This is a genomic window from Rhizobium nepotum 39/7, from assembly GCF_000949865.1.
Classification (GTDB): domain Bacteria; phylum Pseudomonadota; class Alphaproteobacteria; order Rhizobiales; family Rhizobiaceae; genus Agrobacterium; species Agrobacterium nepotum.
In genome coordinates this window covers 266,878-285,283 of the sequence record NZ_JWJH01000007.1, presented here as the reverse complement: position 1 = coordinate 285,283, position 18,406 = coordinate 266,878, and the positions used below count along the sequence as shown (strand labels likewise).

Here is an 18,406-nt window from a genome sequence, read left to right as displayed (position 1 = left end):
GGCCCCCGCGAAGTCCATGCCGGATGCGACGCTGAGGCGCAGGCTTTAACCAAATGCTGACCATGGCAGGATAACTTCGGTACAGGAATGGAGCGCCCCGTGACCGAAATTCTGACATTTGCCGAACCCGATCTCCTGAACGAGCGTCAGTCCTGGCTTACCTCGATTGCGGGTGAACGCCGCCTTTCAGACAATACCGTCGAGGCCTATGAACGCGATACCCGCCAGTTTTTGACATTCCTCACCGGCTACATCGGCAAACCCGCAGCCATTGCCGATATAGCCGATCTGCGCCCGGTCGATCTTCGCGCCTTTCTGGCCAGCCGTCGCAGGGAAGGTGCCGGCGCGCGTTCGCTCGGGCGGCATCTGGCGGGCCTGCGCTCCCTTCTTCACCACCTGCAAAAGAAAGGTTTGGTGAATGCGGCCGGTGCCACCGCCATGCGCGCGCCCAAACAGCCGAAATCGCTGCCGAAACCGCTGACCGACCGGCAGGCGCTGAAAATCACCACCACCGAGGCGCAACTGAACGAAGAGCCGTGGATTGCCGCCCGCAACGCTGCGGTCCTCTCGCTTCTTTATGGCTGCGGTCTTCGTATTTCCGAAGCGCTTGGGCTAACCCCGGCCGACCTCCAGTCAGGTGCACGCAGCCTGCGCATCACCGGCAAAGGCAACAAGACCCGGATCGTACCCTTGCTGGCGGTGGTGGCGGAAGCGGTCGAGGCTTACAGAAAGCTCTGCCCCTATCATCTGGCGGCGGACCAGCCGCTGTTCCTCGGCGCGCGCGGCGGCAAGCTGCAACCCGCCATCATCCAGCGCGAGATGCAGAAATTGCGCGGCGCTTTCGGCCTGCCGGAAAACGCGACACCGCACGCGTTGCGCCATTCCTTCGCCACCCATCTTCTGGCTGGCGGCGGTGATCTGCGCACCATTCAGGAACTGCTCGGCCATGCCAGCCTTTCCACCACGCAGATCTATACCGGCGTCGATACCGCAAGATTGCTGGAAATCTACGACAAAGCCCACCCGCGCGCATGAAACAAGAAACGCTTAACCATAGCCATTAACCAGACGTCCAAACCGCCGTTCTATAAGCGAACAAGAACCGGATGGTACCTATGCAAAGCCTGATAAAACCACAAAATCTCACCGCCACCCTGATGGGCAAGACCGGCGACGCCCTGCTCTGGTTGCTCGCGGCGATGCATGTCGCGGCGGTCGCAATCCTGCTTGCGACTTTGCTGTCGCTGGGTGAAGCGCAAGCCGCCGAACAGGAGATAAGCTGTACGGGCAGCGACATTCTCATGGAGATGCGCAAGAGCGATCCACAGGGCTTTGCGAAGATCGAACAGGAAGCTGCCGCAATCGCGAACGGCAAGGGCAACTTCTGGCGCATCGAGAAAGCCGGAACGGAACCTTCCTTTCTTCTCGGCACCATGCACGTCACCGATCCGCGCGTTCTCGGCATGCCTGCCGCTGCCACGCCCGCCTTCGAAAAAGCCGCGACGGTCATCGTGGAATCGGACGAAATCGTCGATGACAAGAAGATCGCGGCATCGTTGCTGACCAAGCCCGAACTGACCATGTTTCTCGACGGCAAGTCGATCACCGATATCCTGTCGCCCGAAAATGTTGCCCGTCTTGAAAAGGGCCTCAAGCAGCGCGGCATTCCACTGAACGCAGTTTCGCGCATGAAGCCATGGATGCTCTCAAGCTTCGTTGCCCTGCCAGCCTGTGAATTCGCCCGCAAGGCCACCGGCCTGTCCTTTCTCGACAAGAAGCTGGCCGAAGACGCGGTCGCGGATGGAAAGCGTCTCGTCGGACTGGAGACCATGGTCGAGCAGCTGACGGCCATGTCCGAACTGCCGATGGAGTTTCATTTGCAGGCACTGATCGAAACGCTCGAACTGGGCGACCGCATGGACGACATCATGACGACCATGACCGATCTTTACGTCAGCGGCGATATCGGCATGACGATGCCCATGCTGAAAAGCCTCGACACCAAGAAAGCGGCGGAGAGCGACCAGGGCTACGCCGCATTCGAGCAGCGCATCATAACCGACCGCAATCACGTCATGGCGGAGCGGGCGGCCCCGGAACTCGCCAAGGGCAATGTCTTCATGGCCGTCGGCGCGCTGCACCTGCCGGGCGAGGAAGGCGTTATAGAGCTTCTGCGCGCCCAGGGCTTCACACTCACGCGGGTCGATTAAAACCTCACCTACGCCTTAACGGGCCGGACATTGGCGCAAAACGGCCGCATCGTCGCCGGCACGATGCGGCGATGAAACGGCCCGACGACAAAAAGATAAAAGCGCCCGAGCAGGTTCTTACGCCTGACGATGGTGGTGACCTTTACGACCTGCCCGCCCGGCTGCTGTTCCAGATCAACGACGATGCGGAAATCGAGATGGCTGTCGTCAAAGCCGAGCACGGTCCTGTCTGCGGTGGAAGACAGCACCGGAAATCCGCCCGCTGAAGTACCCGCCGCCAGCTCCACCGTCCTGAGACCAAACAGCGATACGACACGGTTTCTAAGCACCATAAGGCCGCTGATCCATGCCGGAGGGTGCTCGAGAAGAAGTCTGCTCACATCGAGCGAACTCGAACCGCCCGTCGCCATCTCCCCCTCAAAGCAATCCCACCAGTCCGCATCCGGCAATATATTTTCGGTATCCCGCATTCCTGACCCCCTGCCGCCCTTCGCGGCAAGGCTCATCATCTTCTATTTCGCGCAGGTCGGAAACGCGACAAACCGCCGCTTGGCCCTGCCTCCTGCGTCTCAGTGGACGAGAAAAGCGATGAGATGGAAGAACCGCAGATAGAGCGCGGAACCACGAAAAACAGGATGGCGGACACCGGCGTGAATATGGAAAACCCCGGCCTGCACAGCAGGCCGGGGTTCGGCAGATAACTGAGTTTAATAGGTAATCGGACAAAAACTGCGCAGCGGTTTTCTTTTCACCGCTGCAACGTTGATCACATGTGGATCGGCTTGAAGAACGTCGCCAACGCCGCTTCCTTCACGGCTTCCGACATGGTCGGATGCGCATGGCAGGTGCGGCCGAGATCTTCAGAGGAGCCGCCGAATTCCATCAGCACGGTGATCTCGTGGATCATTTCGCCAGCGCCGAAACCGACGATATGGCCGCCCAGAACCCGGTCGGTTTCCTTGTCCGCGAGGATTTTCACGAAACCGTCCGTCACCTGCATGGCGCGGGCGCGGCCATTGGCCGTGAACGGGAACTTGCCGACCTTGTAGGCAACGCCCGCAGCCTTCAGCTCCTCTTCGGTCTTGCCGACGGAGGCGATTTCCGGCTGCGTATAGACCACGGCCGGAATGACGTCGTAGTTCACGTGGCCGCGCTGGCCGGCAAGAATTTCAGCGAGAGCAACGCCCTCGTCTTCCGCCTTGTGCGCCAGCATCGGGCCCTTCACCACGTCGCCGATCGCATAGATGCCATCGACATTGGTCTTGTAGTGACCGTCGATTTCGACGCGGCCGCGGCTGTCGAGTACGACGCCCGCTTCCGCAAGGCCGAGACCTTCGGTGTAGGGCTTGCGGCCGGTGGAGATCAGCACGACGTTCGCTTCCAGCGTTTCGGCAGCACCGCCCTTGATCGGCTCGAACACCACCTTTGCGCCAGCAGCAGTCTTTTCAACGCCCGTTACCTTGGCGCCGAGCTTGAAATCAAGACCCTGCTTGGCCAGCAGACGCTGCGCCTGCTTGGAAACTTCGCCATCCATGCCGCCGAGAATGTTGTCGAGATATTCGACGACAGTCACCTTGGCGCCGAGACGCGACCAGACCGAACCAAGCTCGAGGCCGATCACGCCGCCGCCGACAACGATGAGCTTTTCCGGAACCTTGGAGAGAGCGATCGCACCGGTGGAGGAAACGATGACGGTTTCATCGATATCGACCTGAACGCCGGGAATGCCCGCAACATCAGAACCGGTGGCGATGACGATGTTCTTCGCCTCGATTTCTTGGCTCTCGCCCTTGTCGTTGGTGACAGAAACCTTGCCGGCGGAAACCACCTTGCCGATGCCCTGGAAAGCATCGATCTTGTTCTTCTTGAACAAGAAAGCGACGCCGTCGACATTGGCTTTCACCACGCCGTCCTTGTGGCCCATCATCTTGTCGAGGTTCAGCTTCGGAGCGGCAACTTCGATACCGAGCGTATCGACACCATGGGCGACATGCGCGAAGGTTTCGGAGGCATGCAGCAGGGCCTTGGAGGGGATGCAGCCGACATTGAGGCAGGTGCCGCCATAGGTGGCGCGCTTTTCGATGACAGCCACCTTCAGGCCAAGCTGTGCCGCCTTGACCGCGCAAACATAACCGCCGGGACCCGTACCGATTACAACTACATCATATGCCATGTTTCTGTTCCTGATTGATTGCGGGCAGGATTTTGAACCGCCCTGCTTCCGTTTGACCTGAAATTCAGGCCGCTTTTTCCGTTGCGAGTTTTATACCGAGAGCGATGAACACCACACCGCTGGTGCGGTCGATCCACTGGCTGGCGCGCTGAAATGCGGCGCGCATGCGTGGCGTCGTCATGAACAGGCTGACGCCGACGAACCACAGGATAAGGCAGCTTGCCATGACGAGCCCGTATCCGAACTTGATGCCAACCGGCGTATGCGCGTGAACCACCGTCGAGAAGATCGACAGGAAGAAAAACACCGGTTTGGGATTGAGCGCATTGGCGGCAAAACCGAGCGTAAAGGCCTTCAGCCCGGTCTGGGTGCTTCTGGCCCGAACGCCATCCTCACCTTCCGCGGTGGGCAACTCGGTCTTGCCGGCGCGCAGCGCCTTGATACCGATATAGATCAGATAGGCGACACCCAGCCATTTGACGATGTTGAAGAGATAGATCGACTGGGAAATGATGAGGCCAAGTCCGAGGATCGTATAGGTGACATGGAACATCAGCGACGTTCCGACACCGAAACTGGTGATGACGGCCTGTTTGCGCCCATGCACCATAGCCTGACGCATGACCATCGCGAGATCGGCGCCGGGCGAAACGATCGCGAAAAAGAAGATCGCCATCAGGGATGCAAGTTCGATGAGATATTGATGCATAGGCTCGACCTCAGATCAGCGCGACAAGCATGAGGGCCAGACCGGCGAGGGAAACGACCCACGCAATCGACCGGACATAGGGAACACCTGCAAGATAAAGCGGGATATAGACGACGCGCGCAACGGTCCAGATCCAGCCGCCCGTCAGCCCCCAGCCGGAGGCGTCGCCGACGATCGCAAGAGCGAGAACCAGACCGACGAAAGCCGGGTAGGTCTCGCGAAAATTATCCGAGGCGCGCTGCGCGCGTCCCGCAAAGACCCCTTTGAGGTCCGGACGCGCATCACGCGCACCCGCATTCCAGGCAAGACCAACTTCCCGCGTGACGGACATGGCCTGAAGGCAGATATGAAGGAGAAGAAGAATGACGCTGAGCGCCAGCAGGAACACAAAAGGTCCATTCCCGCTGGCCAGGTTTTCCATCCCTCTTCTCCCCTTTTAGTCTTAGAGATCGAGAACCAGACGCTCCGGATCTTCCAGGCTTTCCTTGACGCGGACGAGGAAGGTCACTGCTTCCTTACCGTCAACGATACGGTGATCGTAGGAGAGTGCAAGATACATCATCGGACGGATAACGACCTGACCGCCGATGGCGACCGGGCGCTCCTGGATCTTGTGCATGCCGAGGATGCCCGACTGCGGCGCGTTGAGGATCGGCGAGGACATCAGCGAACCGTAGACACCGCCATTGGTGATGGTGAAGGTGCCGCCCTGCATGTCGGCCATGCCGAGCGAACCGTCGCGCGCTGCCTTGGCGAGACGACCGAGTTCCTTTTCAACGCCAGCGATGGAGAGCTGATCGGCATCGCGAATGACCGGAACGACGAGACCCTTGTCGGTGCCGACAGCCATGCCGACGTGACAATAGTTCTTGTAGATGATGTCCGTGCCGTCGATTTCAGCGTTGACGGCCGGCAGTTCCTTCAGCGCGTGGGTCACGGCCTTGGTGAAGAAGCCCATGAAGCCGAGCTTGACGCCATGCTTCTTCTCAAACACATCCTTGTAGCGGTTGCGCAGGTCCATCACGGCGCTCATGTCCACCTCGTTATAGGTGGTCAGCATGGCGGCCGTGTTCTGCGCGTCCTTCAGGCGACGTGCGATCGTCTGGCGCAGGCGGGTCATCTTCACGCGCTCTTCGCGAACCTGATCCTGCTCGGCCGAAACCGGACGGGGGGCAGCAACCGGAGCCGGAGCAGCGGCAGGTGCCGAAACGCCCTTGGCGACAGCGGCGAGAACGTCGCCCTTCAGAACCTGACCGCGTTTGCCCGAACCATCCACCTGATCGGCGGAAAGGTTGTTTTCAGCAAGCAGCTTGCCAGCGGCGGGTGCCGGCGGCATGGCGCTGGCAGCCGGAGCGGCGGCTGCGGCAGGTGCCGGTGCGGCGGCAGTCGCAGCAGCGGGCTTTGCCGCAGGTGCGGAGGTCGCAGCACCGGCGGCACCTTCGGCGATCTGGCCGAGAAGCGCGTCGAGACCGACGGTTTCGCCGTTCTGTGCAACGATTTCGGTCAGCACGCCGGAGGCGGGTGCCGGGACTTCGACGGTAACCTTGTCGGTTTCCAGTTCAACGAGAGGTTCGTCGGCCTTGACGGTATCGCCGACCTTCTTGAACCAGGTGCCGACGGTCGCTTCGCTGACGGATTCGCCGAGGGTAGGTACGCGGATTTCAGTGGCCATGATCTAGTTCCGTTATTCAGGTGTCTTTTTTGCGGGGCGATGCGGGAGAGTTCTCACTCTCCCAGCGCGTCTTCCAGGAACGCAGCAAGCTGCGCCAGGTGCTTGGACATCAGGCCGGTCGCCGGAGAGGCGGCAGCCGGACGGCCCGTGTAACGGACCTTCTGGTACTTGGCGTCGATATGCGCCAGAACCCATTCCAGATACGGGTCGATGAACGACCACGCACCCATGTTCTTCGGCTCTTCCTGGCACCATACCATCTCCGCGTTGCGGAAACGGGAAAGCTCGTTGATGAGCGCCTTGGCCGGGAACGGATAGAGCTGTTCGACGCGCAGCAGGTAGATGTCGTCGATACCGCGCTTTTCACGCTCCTCGAGAAGATCGTAATACACCTTGCCCGTGCACATGACCACGCGGCGGATCTTCGAATCCTTCTGCAGCTTGATCGGGCCGTCCTTGATGACCTCCGCATCGTCCCACAGGAGACGGTGGAAGGAGGACTCACCCGCAAGCTCCGCCAGCGACGAGGTGGCGCGCTTGTGACGCAGCAACGACTTCGGCGTCATCAGGATCAGCGGCTTGCGGAAGTCGCGCTTCATCTGGCGGCGCAGGATGTGGAAGTAGTTCGACGGTGTCGTGACGTTGGCAACCTGCATGTTGTCTTCGGCACACATCTGCAACCAGCGTTCCAGACGGGCGGAGGAATGTTCCGGACCCTGACCTTCATAGCCGTGCGGCAGAAGGCAGACGAGACCGGACATGCGCAGCCACTTGCGTTCACCCGAGGAGATAAACTGGTCGAACACCACCTGCGCGCCGTTGGCGAAGTCGCCGAACTGGGCTTCCCAGAGCGTCAGTGCGTTCGGGCGGGCCAGCGAGTAGCCGTATTCGAAACCGAGAACGGCTTCTTCCGAAAGCATCGAGTTGATGACCTCGTAACGGGCCTGCGTCGGCGAAAGATTGGCAAGCGGGATGTAACGCTCTTCGGTCTCCTGATCGTAGAGAACAGAATGGCGCTGCGAGAAGGTGCCGCGTTCGCAATCCTGACCGGAGAGACGGATCTTGTGGCCGTCGACGGCGAGCGAACCGAAAGCAAGCGCTTCCGCCATCGCCCAGTCGATGCCTTCACCCGTCTCGATCATCTGCGAACGGTTTTCCATGAAACGCTGGATCGTGCGATGCGCGCTGAAGCCTTCCGGAATGGTCGACAGCTTCTTGCCGATTTCCTTCAGCTGCTTCATCGGCACGCCGGTCTTGCCGCGACGCTGCTCATCGGCATTGTCGGCGGCGCGCAGGCCGGACCATTGGCCGTCCAGCCAGTCGGCCTTGTTCGGCTTGTAGGACTGGCCTGCCTCGAACTCCTGCTCGAGATGGGCGCGCCAGTCGGCCCTGGTCTTCTCGAAATCGCCTTCGGTGATCAGGCCTTCCGCGATCAGACGGTCGGCATAGATGCGGGCGACGGTCTTGTGGCCACGGATGACCTTGTACATCTTCGGCTGCGTGAACGACGGCTCGTCGCCTTCGTTATGGCCGAAGCGGCGATAACAGAACATGTCGATGACGACAGGCTTGTGGAACTTCATGCGGTATTCGGTCGCGACCTTCGCCGCATAGACCACCGCTTCCGGATCGTCGCCGTTGACGTGGAAGATCGGCGCTTCGATCATCTTGGCGACGTCGGACGGATAGGGCGACGAGCGCGAGAAGGCCGGATTGGTCGTGAAACCGATCTGGTTGTTGATGATGAAATGCATCGTGCCGGCAACGCGGTGACCGCGCAGGCCGGAAAGGCCGAGAATCTCGGCAACCACGCCCTGGCCCGCAAAAGCTGCATCGCCATGCAGCAGCAGCGGCAACACCTTGGCGCGTTCGGACAGCGGAATGATGTCGCCGTCCCATGCCTTGGCAAGCTGGTCCTGCTTGGCGCGCGCCTTGCCCATGACGACAGGGTTGACGATTTCAAGATGCGACGGGTTGGCCGTCAGCGACAGGTGAACCTTGTTGCCATCGAATTCGCGGTCGGAAGAGGCACCAAGATGGTACTTCACGTCACCAGAACCTTCGACGTCGTCAGGCTTGAACGAACCGCCCTTGAACTCGTGGAACACGGCGCGATGCGGCTTGCCCATGACGTTGGTCAGAACGTTCAGACGACCGCGGTGGGCCATGCCGAGAACGACTTCTTCCAGACCTTCCTGGCCGCCGCGCTTGATGATCTGCTCGAGCGCCGGGATCAGCGATTCACTGCCGTCGAGACCGAAACGCTTGGTGCCCTTGAAACGCACGTCGAGGAACTGCTCATAACCTTCGGCTTCGACCAGCTTGGAAAGAATGGCCTTCTTGCCTTCCGGCGTGAAGTCCACACCCTTGTCCGGGCCTTCGATGCGTTCCTGAATCCAGCCCTTTTCTTCCGGGTTGGACATATGCATGAATTCGACGCCGAGCGTCGAGCAATAGGTGCGCTCGAGAATCTCGACCATTTCGCGCACGGACGCATATTCGAGACCGAGGACATTATCGATGAAAATCTTGCGGTCGTAATCGCTTTCCTCGAAGCCGTAGGACTTCGGCGAAAGCTCGTTGTAATCCTCAACCGCGCTGGCGATGCCGAGCGGATCGAGCTTGGCGTGCAGGTGGCCGCGCATGCGATAGGCGCGGATCATCATGATGGCGCGAACGCTGTCACGGGTCGCCTGAAGCACTTCGGCCTCGCTGACGGCCTTGCCGGTATCGGCGCTCTTGGCCTCGGCCTTCGCCTGAACCTTCTTCTCGATAGCCTTCTCGACCGTGGCCCAGTTACCATCAAGTGCGGATACCAGGTCGCCATTCGCCGGGATCGGCCAGTTGGCGCGCTTCCAGGAGGCGCCCTTGGCCGCCTTCTTCACGTCTTCCGGATTGTCGGACAACGCCTTGAAGAAGCTCTGCCACTCCGGCGACACGGAAGAGGGATCCTCTTCGTACCGGGCATAGAGCTGCTCGATATAGGCTGCATTCGCGCCGTCCAGAAACGACGTGATCTGAAACTGCTCGTTCGCTTCTTGCCTTGCCATTGTGTTCCTGCGGACTTGTCCGTCCGCCTCCTCGATGCCGTTAGGGCCGTTTATCGGCCTGCCGCTTGATTATGCTGTCTGCCGCCGGGGCGGTATGCCGTTCTATGTCTGTCGTTCTTGTGGCATCGGGCAGCGCGGATTTGAAGCCGCGCCGCCCGTCGCCTGTCTCACATGGTCTCAGCCCTTGAGGACTTCAACCAGCGTCTTGCCGAGGCGTGCCGGGGAGGGCGATACCTTGATGCCGGCTGCTTCCATGGCTGCAATCTTGGACTCTGCATCGCCCTTGCCACCGGAAACGACAGCACCGGCGTGGCCCATGGTACGGCCCTTCGGTGCGGTACGGCCCGCGATGAAGCCAGCCATAGGCTTGCTGCGGCCCTTCTTGGCTTCGTCGATCAGGAACTGCGCCGCTTCTTCTTCCGCCGCGCCGCCGATTTCGCCGATCATGATGATCGACTGCGTGGCTTCATCGGCCAGGAACATTTCGAGCACGTCGATGAACTCGGTGCCCTTGACCGGGTCACCGCCGATGCCGACAGCCGTGGTCTGGCCGAGGCCTTCGTTGGATGTCTGGAATACGGCTTCATAGGTCAGCGTGCCGGAGCGCGAAACGATACCGACCGAACCCTTGCGGAAGATGGAGCCCGGCATGATGCCGATCTTGCATTCTTCCGGCGTCATGATGCCCGGGCAGTTAGGTCCAAGCAGGCGCGACTTGGAACGGTCGAGGCGAGCCTTGACGCGCACCATGTCCATCACCGGAATACCTTCGGTGATGCAGGTGATGAACGGGATCTCAGCCTCGATGGCTTCGATAATGGCATCGGCAGCGCCTGCCGGCGGAACGTAGATCACGGACGCGTCTGCGCCGGTCTTTTCCTTGGCTTCGGCAACCGTTGCGAAGATCGGCAGGCTTTCGCCCTTCGATCCGGTCCAGGTTTCGCCACCCTTCTTCGGGTGGATACCGCCGACCATCTGCGTACCGTAATAAGCAAGCGCCTGTTCGGTGTGAAAGGTGCCGGTCTTGCCGGTCAGGCCCTGTACGAGGACCTTGGTGTCTTTATTGACGAGAATCGACATTATATCCGGTCCTTCAAATTAGCCGTTCACCGCTGCGACGATTTTCTTCGCCGCATCGTCGAGATCGTCAGCCGCGGTGATCGCAAGGCCGGACTCGTTGAGGATCTTCTTGCCAAGTTCGACATTCGTGCCTTCGAGGCGCACGACGAGCGGAACCTTGAGACCGACTTCCTTGACGGCTGCGATCACGCCTTCGGCGATGACGTCGCACTTCATGATGCCGCCGAAGATGTTGACGAGGATGCCCTCGACCTTCGGGTCAGCGGTAATGATCTTGAAGGCTGCCGCAACCTTCTCCTTGCCGGCGCCGCCGCCGACGTCGCAGAAGTTAGCCGGCTCTTTGCCGTAAAGCTTGATGATGTCCATCGTCGCCATGGCGAGACCGGCACCATTGACCATGCAGCCGATGTTGCCGTCGAGCGCCACGTAAGCGAGGTCCCACTTGGAGGCTTCGATTTCCTTGGCGTCTTCTTCGGTCTCGTCGCGCAGCGCCTTGACGTCTTCATGACGGAACAGGGCGTTGCCGTCGAAGGACATCTTGGCGTCGAGAACGCGCAGATGGCCATTTTCCATGACGATCAGCGGGTTGACCTCAAGGAGAGCCATGTCCTTCTCGTTGAAGGCCTTGTAGAGGATCGGGAACAGCGCCTTGGCATCTTCGGCTGCAACACCCTCAAGCTCTAGAGCCTTGGAGATCGCGGCCACGTCGGCGTCGCTCACGCCCTTTTCTGGATCGATAGCGATGGTGTGGATCTTCTCGGGCGTGTCGTGGGCAACAGCCTCGATGTCCATGCCGCCTTCCGTGGAAACCACGAATGCGACCTGGCCGACCGAACGGTCAACCAGCAGCGAGCAGTAAAGCTCGCGGGAGATATCCGCGCCGTCCTCGATGTAGAGACGGTTGACCTGCTTGCCGGCGTCGCCCGTCTGCGCCGTTACCAGCGTGTTGCCGAGCATGTCCCTGGAATGGGAAATGACTTCGTCGATCGTCTTTGCGAGACGAACGCCGCCCTTGGCGTCGGGGCCGAGTTCCTTGAACTTGCCCTTGCCGCGGCCACCAGCGTGAATCTGGCTCTTGACGACGTAGAGCGGGCCGGGCAGCTGCTTTGCAGCGGCTTCGGCTTCTTCGACCTTGAGGATGGCGACGCCTTCAGCAACCGGCGCGCCGTAGCCCTTCAGAAGAGCCTTGGCCTGATATTCGTGAATATTCATGGAATAATCCCTGTTTGGAGCCGCTTGGAGCGCCCTGCGTTCATTCAGACGCAGGGCGCTCCAAGCTATTGAATCTACGCATCGTGCCTTGCAAAAACCAAACCCGATTTCTGCGCCGATGCGTCAGGTTATTACTTCAGCGACGGAGCGATGTTGATGCAGGCTTCGCAAAGACCGGCGACAGCGTCGACGGATTTGCGGAAGGCGGCTTCTTCTTCCTTGTTCAGCTCGATCTCGATGATGCGCTCGATACCGCCGGCACCGATGATCGTGGGCACGCCGACATACATGTCGTCCACGCCGTACTGGCCCGACAGATGGGCAGCGGCGGGCAGGACGCGCTTCTTGTCCTTGAGATAGGATTCAGCCATTTCGATCGCGGAAGCGGCCGGCGCGTAATAGGCCGAACCGGTCTTCAACAGGCCGACAATTTCCGCACCGCCATCACGGGTGCGCTGGACGATCTCTTCGAGGCGCTCGGCGGTCAGCCAGCCCATCTTGACGAGATCGGTCAACGGAATGCCGCCAACGGTGGAGTAACGTGCGAGCGGCACCATCGTATCGCCGTGGCCGCCGAGAACGAAGGCGGTGACGTCCTGAACCGAAACATTGAACTCTTCGGAAAGGAAAAGGCGGAAACGGGCGCTGTCGAGAACGCCGGCCATGCCGACGACCTTGTTCTTCGGCAGGCCGGAGAACTTCTGCAGCGCCCAGACCATGGCGTCCAGCGGATTGGTGATGCAGATGACGAAAGCGTTCGGGGCATATTTCTTGATGCCGGCGCCGACCTGTTCCATGACCTTGAGATTGATGCCTAGGAGATCGTCGCGGCTCATGCCGGGCTTGCGGGCAACACCGGCGGTGACGATGCAGACATCCGCGCCTTCGATGGCGGCGTAGTCGGACGCGCCGGTGAGCTTGGCATTGAAACCTTCAACCGGGCCGGACTGGGCAATATCCAGACCCTTGCCCTGCGGGATGCCGTCGGCAATATCGAAGAGGACGATATCGCCCAGTTCCTTCAGGCTGGCGAGATGCGCCAGCGTGCCGCCGATCATGCCAGAACCAATAAGTGCAATCTTTTTGCGAGCCATCGAATGCTTCCTCTAGAGCTTCAATTCAATTTCACCGCGCCACCGGCAGCCAAATTGTCGCACTTCGATTAGCCCCATTGGCCAAAATTGGCAACAGATTCTTTTGGCATGAACATTTTCAATCGTTTAGATCATTATTTTCTTACGTAAACGTAAGAAAATACGTCACGAAAATGTCAAACTTTCTCGCGTTTTTCGTGATGAAGCACCAGATAATCAGCGCTGCGCATCTCAAACAGGCGCGAGGCGGTGCGATCGAACTCGAAACCTTCGGTTCCCTTGCGCTTGCCGAGCAGGTCTTCGGGCATGGTCGCCGCAGAGGCGAAAAGCCTGACGCTATGGTCGTAAAGCGCGTCGATAAGAATGATGAAGCGCTTGGTCTCGTTCCGCTTGTCGGCGTTCAAAAGCGGGATGTGGTCTATGAAGACCGTATCGAAACGACTGGCGATCGCCAGAAAATCGGAGGCGCCGAGCGGCTTTTCGCAAAGGTCGGAAAAGGAAAAGCGGGCGACGCGGCCGCTGGCGCGCGGCACCAGAATGGAGCGACCCTTCATCTGTATCTCGGTTGGCGCCACCAGGTGTCCGCCGGTCATGTGCCGCCAGGCCATATCCATCGCCTGATCCGCCGCACCGTCGAGCGGCGTGACATAGACCGGCAGGCTTTCCAGCTTTTCCATGCGGTAATCGGTGGGGCTGTCCAGCGACACCACCTCCACATACGTCTTCAGCAAATCGACGAAGGGCAGGAACAGGCCGCGATTGAGACCATCCCTGTAGAGATTGTCGGGAACGACGTTGGAGGTCGTCACCAGGGTGCAACCATTGGCGAAAAGCTCGCTGAACAGCCTGGCAAGGATCATCGCATCGGCAATATCCGTGACGGTGAACTCGTCGAAGCACAGAAGCTCCGCCTCCGCCAGAAGCTGGGCCGCAACGGGTGGAATGGGATCGGCCTGTTTGGTTTCACCGTTCTTCAGCTTCTGCCGATGCGCGTGCACGCGATTATGGACGTCCGCCATGAATTCGTGAAAATGGCAGCGTCGTTTTGAAGAAACGGGCGCCATCTCATAGAACATGTCCATCAGCATCGTCTTGCCGCGGCCGACGCTGCCATGGACATACAATCCCTTGACGAAGCTGGCCGGGCCGGTCTTGCGCGCGAACATCCAGCCGAGCGCGCTTTTCTTCCTGGCGGGCTTGCGCGCCTTCAGATCGGCAAGGATACGGTCCAGATGGGCCGCCACGCCGAGTTGTGCTGCATCGGCCTGCAAGGTGCCAGCCGCCGTCAACGCGTTGAGCTGTTCAACGACACTGTGATTGTAGTCTGGCAATGGCTTCATGGAAAAGCGCCCCGGACGCGGGCACCGGCAAGCGCCCGCGACGAATGAAATGGCTCAGAACAGGCAAGGCGATCCGGATGCACCGGAAATGCTCTATCGGCTGAGGCTGAGCGGCTGGCCGCTATTGGTCGTGCCGTCAAAGCGCGCATCGGCGCTCTTGTAGACGCGGCCGATCGTATCGCCTGAGCGGTTCTTGAAGAGGACCATCTTGCCGGATACTTCCCAGGATCCCATCGCCGTCAGATCGCCGGCGCAACCACGCGTGCCGCCACGCGAACCGCTGCCGAGATTGGTGAGTGTCAGGAACATGTCGCAATTCGCGCCGCCATTGGAAACCCGCCAGTTACCGACCATGGATTCCTTGGTGACATCGAGCGCCGTCGCCGGCGGAGCCGCAGAAGTGACATCGGTGCCACCAGGTGCTGCCGACGCGGGTGCCGACGGGAACTGACCGCCCGAGGCGCCACCGGGTGGCGGCAGCGCGCCTGACTGAACGGAGGGAACCGGCTGCGCCTGCAAGGGCGGCGTATAACCGGGATTGTTGCTGGTGTTGTTGTTGTAATCGTAGGAGGTACGTTGGCAACCGGCGAGGCTCATTACAACCGCAAGGCCCGTCACCACATATCTGAATTGCATATCAAGCTCCCGATTCTCTTGCTTCCGGAAAGACCATGATCAAACAAGAAGGCTGAATTATTACCAAAGCCTTATCTTGCGCAAGCGATGGCCGGGATAATTACCATTTCGGTCGATTTTTACCGAAATTTCCCCCGTCCGGTTGTAAAAAGGGCCGCAGGCGAGCCTGCGGCCGGATAGATTTTTTGGTCCAAACGAATCGTCTTCAGACGCGACGCTCGACCATCATCTTCTTGATTTCCGCGATCGCCTTGGCCGGGTTCAGCCCCTTCGGGCAGGCCTGCGCGCAGTTCATGATGGTGTGGCAGCGATAAAGACGGAACGGGTCCTCGAGATTGTCGAGACGCTCTCCGGTTGCTTCATCGCGGCTGTCGATAAGCCAGCGATAAGCCTGCAGCAGAACGGCGGGACCAAGATAACGGTCGCCGTTCCACCAGTAGCTGGGACAGGAGGTGGAGCAGCAGGCGCACAGAATGCACTCATAGAGACCGTCCAGCTTCAGGCGGTCTTCATGGCTCTGCTTCCATTCCTTGGCTGGCGCCGGCGAGACCGTCTTCAACCACGGCTCGATGGAGCGGTGCTGGGCGTAGAAGTTCGAAAGATCGGGAACAAGGTCCTTCACGACAGGCAAATGCGGCAGCGGATAGACCTTCACCGTACCCTTGATCTCTTCCATACCCTTGGTGCAGGCGAGCGTATTGGTGCCGTCGATGTTCATCGCGCAGGAACCGCAAATGCCTTCGCGGCAGGAGCGGCGCAGCGTCAGTGTCGGGTCGACGTTGTTCTTGATGTAGAGAAGCGCATCGAGAACCATCGGGCCGCAATCGTCGACATCGATATAATAGGTATCGATGCGCGGGTTCTGGCCGTCATCCGGGTTCCAGCGATAGACCCGGTATTCGCGAACGTTCTTGGCACCATCAGGCTTCGGCCAGACTTTACCTTCGCTGATCTGGGAATTCTTGGGGAGAGCGAGTTCAACCATATCCAGTTCCTCAAATCAGTAGACGCGCGCCTTCGGCTCGATCTTTTTGGGATCGATGCCGTCGGCGATCAGGTCGGTGTGAACAGGGCGGTAGTCGAGCTTGACATCACCTTCGGGGTTGACCCAGGCAAGCGTGTGCTTACGCCAGTTCACATCGTCGCGACCGCCGAACGGACCATCGACGAAATCCTCGCGGGCATGCGAACCACGGCTTTCCTTGCGCGCTTCCGCGCCATAGACCGTGGTGATCGCATTGGCCATCAGATTGTGCAGCTCGAGCGTCTCGACCAGATCGGAGTTCCAGACCATCGAACGGTCGGTAACCTTGACATCAGGCAGCTCCTTCCAGATGGCGGAAATGCGCTGGCAACCGCTTTCCAGCGATTCCTGCGTGCGGAACACCGCCGCATCGTCCTGCATGGCGCGCTGCATCTTGTCGCGCAGCACCGCAGTTGGGGTGGAGCCATTGGCATAACGCTGCGTATCAAAGCGGTCCATGATCCTGTCGCAGGCCGCAATGTCCAGTGCAGGGATCGGCCCTTCACGGTCAATGACCTGCGCCGCGCGGATTGCGGCGGCACGGCCGAAGACCACAAGGTCGATCAGCGAGTTGGAACCGAGACGGTTCGCACCGTGAACGGAAGCACAACCGGCCTCACCAACGGCCATCAGGCCGGGCGCGATGCGTTCCGGATTTTCGGCATTGGCGTTCAGCACTTCACCCCAGTAATTGGTCGGAATACCGCCCATATTGTAGTGAACGGTCGGCAGGACCGGGATCGGCTCGCGCGTCACGTCGACACCCGCGAAAATCTTCGCGCTTTCGGAAATGCCAGGAAGACGCTCATGCAGGATCGCCGGATCGAGGTGATCGAGATGCAGGAAGATGTGGTCCTTGTTCTTGCCGACGCCACGACCCTCACGGATTTCCATGGTCATGCAACGCGATACCACGTCACGCGAAGCAAGGTCCTTCGCCGAAGGAGCATAACGCTCCATGAAGCGCTCGCCTTCGGAATTGACGAGATAACCGCCCTCGCCGCGCGCGCCTTCGGTGATCAGGCAGCCCGCGCCGTAAATGCCGGTCGGATGGAACTGCACGAATTCCATGTCCTGAAGCGGCAGACCGGCACGTGCAATCATGCCGCCGCCGTCGCCCGTGCAGGTGTGGGCGGAGGTCGCCGAGAAATAGGCCCGGCCGTAACCGCCGGTCGCCAGCACCACCATCTTGGCGGAGAAGCGGTGGATCGTGCCGTCATCGAGGTTCCACGCCACGACGCCAGTGCAGCGGCCATCTGCCGACATGATGAGATCGAGCGCGAAATATTCGATGAAGAATTCCGCATTGTTGCGCAGCGACTGGCCGTAAAGCGTATGCAGAATGGCGTGGCCGGTACGGTCTGCGGCAGCACAGGTGCGCTGCACCGGCGGGCCTTCACCGTAGTTCTGCATATGGCCGCCGAACGGGCGCTGGTAGATCTTGCCCTCAGCATTGCGCGAGAAGGGCACGCCGTAATGCTCCAGCTCATAGACCGCCTTCGGCGCTTCCATGGCGAGATATTGCATCGCATCGACGTCGCCCAGCCAGTCGGAGCCCTTTACGGTGTCGTAAAGGTGCCACTGCCAACAGTCGGGCGTCATGTTGGTGAGCGAGGCGGCAATGCCGCCCTGCGCCGCGACCGTGTGGGAGCGCGTCGGGAATACCTTGGTGATGCAGGCCGTGCGGAAACCCTGTTCCGCCATGCCGAGCGTTGCGCGCAGACCCGCGCCGCCGGCGCCCACCACGATCACGTCATAGGAGTGATCGACATAGGTGTAAGCCTTGCCATTCTGGGAAGGTGAACTGATTGATGCCATGGCGGAATTATCCTGCGAATGCGATTTTCAGAATGGCGAAGATGCAAAGGCCGCCAATGAGAATCGCGAAAAACGTATTGAGCATCAGAAGAACGATCTTCGAAACCTCGGCGTGAACATAGTCTTCGATGATGACCTGCATGCCGAGCTTCATATGGATGAGGCCGGAAACCAGCACCAGACCCATGATAACAGCGACGAGCGGGTTCGACAGCGCAGCGACGACTTCCGGATAGGGCGCGCCGGCGTACTGGATGAGGAAGACCACGAAAAAGATGAGCAACGGAACGTTGGCGACCGCCGTCAGGCGCTGACGCCAGAAATGGTCGGTGCCTTCCTTGGCGGAGCCGAGGCCGCGAACCTTTCCGAGAGGTGTACGCATATCCAT

At 60.0% G+C, this 18,406-nt stretch carries 16 protein-coding genes; 2 read left to right on the top strand and 14 right to left on the bottom strand.

Translation table 11 applies throughout. The features are described from left to right. Positions 1 to 87: 87 nt before the first annotated feature. Together RS75_RS09565 and RS75_RS09560 are read left to right on the top strand one after the other, a co-directional pair. Positions 88 to 1,035 (top strand): tyrosine recombinase XerC, encoded by a 948-nt coding sequence (locus RS75_RS09565; RefSeq protein ID WP_084686691.1) that lies wholly within the window; start codon positions 88 to 90, stop codon positions 1,033 to 1,035. Between the two features lie 80 nt (positions 1,036 to 1,115). Next, positions 1,116 to 2,210: a TraB/GumN family protein gene (locus RS75_RS09560; protein WP_045019647.1), complete on the top strand. Its 1,095-nt coding sequence runs from the start codon at positions 1,116 to 1,118 to the stop codon at positions 2,208 to 2,210. An 8-nt stretch (positions 2,211 to 2,218) separates the two neighbouring features. Here RS75_RS09560 and RS75_RS09555 read toward each other — a convergent pair whose 3' ends face one another. The 14 genes from RS75_RS09555 to sdhD form a co-directional block, all read right to left on the bottom strand. Beyond that, positions 2,219 to 2,680 carry a DUF2867 domain-containing protein gene (locus RS75_RS09555; RefSeq protein ID WP_045019644.1) on the bottom strand — a complete coding sequence of 154 codons (462 nt, stop codon included), beginning with the start codon at positions 2,678 to 2,680 and terminating at the stop codon, positions 2,219 to 2,221. A 296-nt stretch (positions 2,681 to 2,976) separates the two neighbouring features. Next, a complete protein-coding gene (gene lpdA / locus RS75_RS09550) occupies positions 2,977 to 4,383 on the bottom strand; it encodes a dihydrolipoyl dehydrogenase (protein ID WP_045019643.1) in 1,407 nt (468 codons plus the stop codon). 64 nt (positions 4,384 to 4,447) lie between these two features. Beyond that, complete coding sequence (locus RS75_RS09545; RefSeq protein WP_045019641.1) at positions 4,448 to 5,092, bottom strand: LysE family translocator; 645 nt, start codon at positions 5,090 to 5,092, stop codon at positions 4,448 to 4,450. 10 nt (positions 5,093 to 5,102) lie between these two features. Next, positions 5,103 to 5,513 (bottom strand): MAPEG family protein, encoded by a 411-nt coding sequence (locus RS75_RS09540; protein ID WP_045019639.1) that lies wholly within the window; start codon positions 5,511 to 5,513, stop codon positions 5,103 to 5,105. 21 nt (positions 5,514 to 5,534) lie between these two features. After that, positions 5,535 to 6,764, bottom strand: coding sequence for a 2-oxoglutarate dehydrogenase complex dihydrolipoyllysine-residue succinyltransferase (gene odhB / locus RS75_RS09535; protein WP_045019636.1), 1,230 nt, complete (start codon positions 6,762 to 6,764; stop codon positions 5,535 to 5,537). Positions 6,765 to 6,817: 53 nt separating this feature from the next. Then, the gene (locus tag RS75_RS09530) at positions 6,818 to 9,814 is read right to left on the bottom strand and encodes a 2-oxoglutarate dehydrogenase E1 component (protein ID WP_045019634.1); all 2,997 of its coding nucleotides are present in this window, start codon (positions 9,812 to 9,814) and stop codon (positions 6,818 to 6,820) included. A gap of 177 nt (positions 9,815 to 9,991) precedes the next feature. Then, on the bottom strand, positions 9,992 to 10,894 hold the full coding sequence (gene sucD / locus RS75_RS09525; protein WP_045019633.1) for a succinate--CoA ligase subunit alpha: 903 nt from the start codon (positions 10,892 to 10,894) through the stop codon (positions 9,992 to 9,994). Between the two features lie 18 nt (positions 10,895 to 10,912). Next, positions 10,913 to 12,106 carry an ADP-forming succinate--CoA ligase subunit beta gene (gene sucC, locus RS75_RS09520; protein WP_045019630.1) on the bottom strand — a complete coding sequence of 398 codons (1,194 nt, stop codon included), beginning with the start codon at positions 12,104 to 12,106 and terminating at the stop codon, positions 10,913 to 10,915. 131 nt (positions 12,107 to 12,237) lie between these two features. Beyond that, entirely contained in the window at positions 12,238 to 13,200 is a 963-nt protein-coding gene (mdh, locus tag RS75_RS09515; RefSeq protein ID WP_045019628.1) for a malate dehydrogenase, read from the bottom strand. 176 nt (positions 13,201 to 13,376) lie between these two features. Continuing rightward, a complete protein-coding gene (gene zapE / locus RS75_RS09510; protein ID WP_045019625.1) occupies positions 13,377 to 14,540 on the bottom strand; it encodes a cell division protein ZapE in 1,164 nt (387 codons plus the stop codon). Positions 14,541 to 14,633: 93 nt separating this feature from the next. Beyond that, on the bottom strand, positions 14,634 to 15,176 hold the full coding sequence (locus RS75_RS09505; RefSeq protein ID WP_045019623.1) for an AprI/Inh family metalloprotease inhibitor: 543 nt from the start codon (positions 15,174 to 15,176) through the stop codon (positions 14,634 to 14,636). Between the two features lie 205 nt (positions 15,177 to 15,381). Next, the gene (locus RS75_RS09500; RefSeq protein WP_045019621.1) at positions 15,382 to 16,161 is read right to left on the bottom strand and encodes a succinate dehydrogenase iron-sulfur subunit; all 780 of its coding nucleotides are present in this window, start codon (positions 16,159 to 16,161) and stop codon (positions 15,382 to 15,384) included. Between the two features lie 15 nt (positions 16,162 to 16,176). Continuing rightward, positions 16,177 to 18,018, bottom strand: coding sequence for a succinate dehydrogenase flavoprotein subunit (gene sdhA / locus RS75_RS09495; RefSeq protein WP_045019619.1), 1,842 nt, complete (start codon positions 18,016 to 18,018; stop codon positions 16,177 to 16,179). A gap of 7 nt (positions 18,019 to 18,025) precedes the next feature. Next, on the bottom strand, positions 18,026 to 18,406 hold the full coding sequence (sdhD, locus tag RS75_RS09490; RefSeq protein ID WP_045019617.1) for a succinate dehydrogenase, hydrophobic membrane anchor protein: 381 nt from the start codon (positions 18,404 to 18,406) through the stop codon (positions 18,026 to 18,028).